6 protein-coding genes are annotated in these 4,548 nt (G+C 64.7%); 5 read left to right on the top strand and 1 reads right to left on the bottom strand.

What is annotated here, in order from left to right; all coding sequences use genetic code 11:
- Positions 1 to 323: 323 nt before the first annotated feature.
- The 5 genes from MKK82_RS10540 to MKK82_RS10515 all read left to right on the top strand — a co-directional run bounded on the left by MKK82_RS10540 (position 324) and on the right by MKK82_RS10515 (position 4,067).
- Positions 324 to 983, top strand: coding sequence for a recombinase family protein (locus tag MKK82_RS10540; RefSeq protein ID WP_243985578.1), 660 nt, complete (start codon positions 324 to 326; stop codon positions 981 to 983).
- A 779-nt stretch (positions 984 to 1,762) separates the two neighbouring features.
- Complete coding sequence (locus tag MKK82_RS10535) at positions 1,763 to 2,122, top strand: hypothetical protein (RefSeq protein ID WP_243985576.1); 360 nt, start codon at positions 1,763 to 1,765, stop codon at positions 2,120 to 2,122.
- Between the two features lie 120 nt (positions 2,123 to 2,242).
- The gene (locus tag MKK82_RS10530) at positions 2,243 to 2,458 is read left to right on the top strand and encodes a hypothetical protein (protein WP_243985574.1); all 216 of its coding nucleotides are present in this window, start codon (positions 2,243 to 2,245) and stop codon (positions 2,456 to 2,458) included.
- 566 nt (positions 2,459 to 3,024) lie between these two features.
- A complete protein-coding gene (locus MKK82_RS10520; RefSeq protein ID WP_243985572.1) occupies positions 3,025 to 3,672 on the top strand; it encodes a ParA family protein in 648 nt (215 codons plus the stop codon).
- Positions 3,673 to 3,728: 56 nt separating this feature from the next.
- Positions 3,729 to 4,067, top strand: coding sequence for a hypothetical protein (locus tag MKK82_RS10515; RefSeq protein ID WP_243985570.1), 339 nt, complete (start codon positions 3,729 to 3,731; stop codon positions 4,065 to 4,067).
- Positions 4,068 to 4,260: 193 nt separating this feature from the next.
- On the opposite strand, the gene MKK82_RS34380 is transcribed toward MKK82_RS10515, so the two are convergent.
- Positions 4,261 to 4,359 (bottom strand): PsiF family protein, encoded by a 99-nt coding sequence (locus tag MKK82_RS34380; protein WP_409566786.1) that lies wholly within the window; start codon positions 4,357 to 4,359, stop codon positions 4,261 to 4,263.
- Positions 4,360 to 4,548: the final 189 nt, after the last annotated feature.

The following is a 4,548-nucleotide window of genomic DNA, read 5'->3' as shown; positions in this document are numbered from 1 at the left end:
GCTGATGGGACGCCACGTACCTTCGATCTTCGCCTCGCAGGTCTGAGCCTTGGGCTTGGTCATCCTCACGAGGTGCCATGCCGCAGCAATCCGTACCAGAGAACCAATGCCACACCCTGTTTGAGGGTCAGGAACAGCCGGGCGGCCGTAGCATCGCGGCTCGCCCAGCCTTGCGCATCTCCGACCGCACCGCGACGAATAGTCCTGAATAGGCTCCAAGGCAGTTCCGAGGAAGCCTCGGTGTGTCCCCGGCGTCATCGCGCGGGGGTGTTTCATCCGGTTAAACGCTCGTTCGACCCAACGAGACACCCCGCGAAATCAGCATGGCTTCCGCCTTCGTCTCCTACCTGCGGGTCTCGACCGAACGGCAAGGCCGATCCGGGCTCGGGCTGGAGGCGCAGCGGCGAGCCGTGGCCGACTTCCTCGCGGGTGGCTCCTGGCGCCACGTTGCAGAGCTGGTCGAGGTCGAGAGCGGCTCCCGGGACAACCGCCCTCGCCTCTCGGAAGCCATGGCGCTGTGCCGACTGCACGGGGCCACGCTGGTCATCGCCAAGCTCGATCGGCTGTCCCGCGATGCCGCCTTTCTCCTGAACCTCCAGAAGGCCGGCGTCCGGTTCGTGGCGGCCGACATGCCCGAGGCGAACGAGTTAGTGGTCGGCATCATGGCCGTGGTCGCCCAGGCCGAGCGCAAGATGATCAGCGCCCGCACCAAGGCCGCGCTGGCGGCGGCGAAGGCCCGGGGCGTCCGCTTGGGCAAGCCGGAGAACCTGTCGAACCGCGAGGTCGGTCAGGTGCGCAGCCGTGCGCGCCAGACGCAGCGGGCCGAGGAACGCGCTCTGGATCTCGCGCCGGTGATCGCCGCCGTGCGTGCCGAAGGCGCCGTTTCCCTTCGCCAGATCGCGGGTGCGCTGAACGCCCGGGGCATCCCAGCCGCCCGGGGCGGGGTGTGGACTGCGACCCAGGTGCGGCGAATACAACAGTGAGGATCAAATGCTGCTCGCCCGAGGTTTATTTAAAATACCCAAATTTTTACAGGAGGATCGCCATGGGTCTGGCCGCATTTATTACATTTGTTGTGCCGTGGGTTGTGCTCGCTGCGTTTTTTAATCGTTCGCCGACCGCTCTTCGCTTGGGTGAAGCTACGGCGCCTTGGCGGTACATCCCAACGCGTCGGGAAAAAACCCGCGAGCAGCGCCACCAATCGGATATACGGACCGCTGAACGTACGGGCTCAGCAAGCGGGGGCAAACCCACCGCGACTATGGTGAACGGTGGTGCATTGGGCACGAGCGTGGAGCCGACCGAGCCAGACGACAAGCTCTGAGCACGACTGCGCCGACGAGGCTGCACCGAGGCCAGGGGGGGAGTAGGCCTCGGTGCGGGTCTTCCGGCGCTCGGCCCCCGGGCCGAGCGCTGCGGTCATCCTTGCACAGCATAATTTACAGGCAGGCAACACGTGCTGTTCTGTTCGCGTGTTGCCATGACACGCTCCTGAGTGGTGACCGTGTTCTTGGTCCCTCTCCTAACCGCGTTTCCGGCTTGTTCTACATCTCGGCCGTACAGCGGAATGCAGGATGGCGAAGCGCGGGGTGTACGTGCGAGACGAGGAGGTCGCGTTCCTCGAAGAGGGCACCCGCTAGCGCCGAATGTGTGCCGGCGTCTTGTCGTGAGACAAGCCGCTGAACCCGCTCTACTCTTGAACCCTTAGCTTAATGGGTTTGTGACAGCATTCAGTCGGACGAGCCTATAAGGACGCCGACTCATGACACGAACCCGCGCCACCGCATGCGCCGTCGCCCTGCTGCTTTCGGCCACCGCGGCCACCGCGGACACCGTTCCCTATCCAGTGCCGCGGACCGACGACAACTATCTGCCCGTGCCTGAACACGCGATTGGGCAAGCCTGTGACAGCCTAAAATATCGAGAACAAATTGCCCAATGTATTAGATCCGAAGAGATGCATCACCGATACGTTGTCCGTACTTGGGGGTATTTATCAATAGAACAACAGAAAGAGGCAGATGAACTTGTATCGGTTAAGGGATCTCATTACAAAAAATTCTATAATTATTTTGCAAGTTACATTGAAACTAAAATGCGGCACAGGCAACATCTCGATTAAGGCTTGAGCTACAAAGGAGGCCCGCTGCGTCATGTCTGGGGGGCTGAACGTGGCACCGCATATAGCGCCCTGCCCTACGTAGTTCTAAGCTCCCCGCCGACTCGAACCGGGGTGCACGCCATGCGCACGTTCCTCGTCAAATTTCACAAGACAGTTTCAGATGGTCGCGGCTACGACCGCCAGATCATACAGCAACAGAGCATTGTGCCTGCCAGCTACGGGGAGGCAGCTGCCGACGCAGCCAAGACGATGTTCTGCCGGGCCGCCAGCATCGTAGACTGGCGGCTGCGGGCCGATACCTGCGAGGTGGTCGAGATGGCCGAGCCAGCCGCTTAAGCTACCGCTCTACCCGCCCGAGCTGCAGCGCGCCAAGCGTCCCGATCGGCCCGCACGCGGACCAGTTCGTTCTGCAGACTGTCGATCCGGGCGTGTAGCTGGCCGGCGTCGATTGCGGTCTCCACCAGCATATCCTGGGCGGCTGCCAGCTGCTGGCGGAGTTCCGCCACCTCAAGCTCAAGGGTGAGGCGGTCGGCGTCAGGCGCAGGTGTCATCGACGGCGTAGCGGCGCCTGCTCGAGCGCCAGAACCGCGATACCGATGGCACCCAGCGTGCCGGCCAGCATCACGAGAAAAGCTGCGGTGGTCATTCGGCTCCGGGCCCGCTGACGGCGCTGACGGCTGCGGCACTTAGTGCTGCCGTCAGGGCGGCAAGGAGAGCAGTCTCAATCATTGGTAGGCCCTGCCCGGCTCGATCAGCTGCAGGTCCAAGGTGGCCGCTGACACGATTTGCAATCTGCGGCCCAGAGGTTAACGGCCCGTTAACCGTAATCTGGCATCTGGATGGTAGCCAGAAAGAAACTTTCTTGCGGACAGATAGCGGATATCTGGCGGATAGGTTGCTGCATGGCGAAGCTGATCGGATTGGCCTCAACGAAGGGCGGCGTCGGCAAAACGTCGATCGCCCTGAACCTCGCGGCCGTGCTGACGCGTGACGGCGCGAAGGTCGTGGTTCTGGATGCCGACCCGGCCGGCCACGCCGTAGCGGTCGGCGAGATGGGCCTGCTGCCCTTCCCGGTCGCAGCGCAGCTCCTCGAAGAGGTCGAGGCGAAGGCGGTCGCAGCCTGGACCAAGTCCGTGCGGGCGCAGGATGCCGACTTCGTTGTGATCGACGCGCCCGGGGCGCTGGGCGCCGCGTTCGGAGCTGTGGTGGCTATCGTCGACCTGGCGCTGATCCCGGTCGGCGCCTCGATGCTCGATATTCGCGGCGCGGCCGAGACCGTCGGGATCGTGCGCCGCCACCGGAAGGCAGGAGGGCGAGGGCGGCCAGATATCCTGGTCGTCCCGTCCCGCGTAGACCGCCGTACCGGCTCCGGGCGCGATGTCGTCGGAACGCTGGCCGGCCTCACCGAACCCGTGGCGCCGCCGATCACCTTGAAGGCGATCGTCGCCGACGCCCTGTCGGCAGGGGAGGCGGTTCCGCCTGAGTCCCCGTCCGGTCATGAGTTCGCTGCGCTCGCCACCGCAGTTCGCGCCCGCCTGGAGTCGTTGTGATGGCCCCGAAACCCCGAAATCGCGCCAGCATAGATGCGGAAGCCGTCGCTCGCCTGATGGCGGCGCAGGATCAGGAAGAGCAGGACGTGGCCGTCGAGCAGGTCGAGCCTATTTCCCCGGCCGCGCCGGAGCTGGAGGCGGTCGCATCGGCCGAGCCCGCGTCCCCTGCCCAACTGGCGCCCGTGCAGGCGGCTCCAGCAGAAGCCGCCCCGCCGCCAGCCGCGTTCGATCCGGGCAAGGTGGACGGCCGCACGCTCCGGCGGACCGGCCGGGAGCCGTTCGCCACCAGGATCAAGCCGGAGGCTCACGAAGCGTTGCGCCGGATCGCCTACCATCGCCGGATCACCATCGCGGAGGCGCTGGAAATGGCGGTCGAGGCCTTCGATAGACGCTAGAAATCTACGCGCATGATTTCCGCTAGATATCCGCAAGATGGCAGGTAGACGTCTGCATGATTGCATCATGGATCAGTCGGGCCACCGGGATCCGCGGACCGTGGTCGGCTACATCCGACGAGCGAACGCGTTCAAGGGACACTCGGGGAGTGGGTTCTCAAAAGAGGCAGGAGAAGCTGAGCGAAGCCGCGCTTCAATCCTCCGGTGTGACGCACGTCCCCATGAAGGCCTTCCGCTCTGGCCCTTCCTTGAGCTTCTGGCTGTCCGCGCGCTGCCGGCAGCGATCGAGCACTGCCGGGTCCGACCGCGGATGCGGCCTCCTCGCCCGCGGGCGTCGTGCCTTCCGCAGGCTTTCGCGGCGGCCCCGACGGGGTCTGGGCACCAACCGCAGCAGGAAGGCAGGCGAGGGTGGCTAGAGCGGCCAGGAGCGCGAAGGAGCGGCGCATGGGGATCACGCCAAGCCATCCTTGGCCGCCTTGTC

The organism is Methylobacterium sp. E-046 (assembly GCF_022829625.1).
Classification (GTDB): domain Bacteria; phylum Pseudomonadota; class Alphaproteobacteria; order Rhizobiales; family Beijerinckiaceae; genus Methylobacterium; species Methylobacterium longum.
This window is presented reverse-complemented; position numbering and strand designations above follow the sequence as displayed.

What these genes read in the sequence shown, in the direction of transcription:
- MKK82_RS10540 (WP_243985578.1), top strand. Translation starts at nt 324, where the DNA reads ATGGCTTCCGCCTTCGTCTCCTACCTGCGGGTCTCGACCGAACGGCAA.
- MKK82_RS10535 (WP_243985576.1), top strand. Translation starts at nt 1,763, where the DNA reads ATGACACGAACCCGCGCCACCGCATGCGCCGTCGCCCTGCTGCTTTCG.
- MKK82_RS10530 (WP_243985574.1), top strand. Translation starts at nt 2,243, where the DNA reads ATGCGCACGTTCCTCGTCAAATTTCACAAGACAGTTTCAGATGGTCGC.
- MKK82_RS10520 (WP_243985572.1), top strand. Translation starts at nt 3,025, where the DNA reads ATGGCGAAGCTGATCGGATTGGCCTCAACGAAGGGCGGCGTCGGCAAA.
- MKK82_RS10515 (WP_243985570.1), top strand. Translation starts at nt 3,729, where the DNA reads ATGGCGGCGCAGGATCAGGAAGAGCAGGACGTGGCCGTCGAGCAGGTC.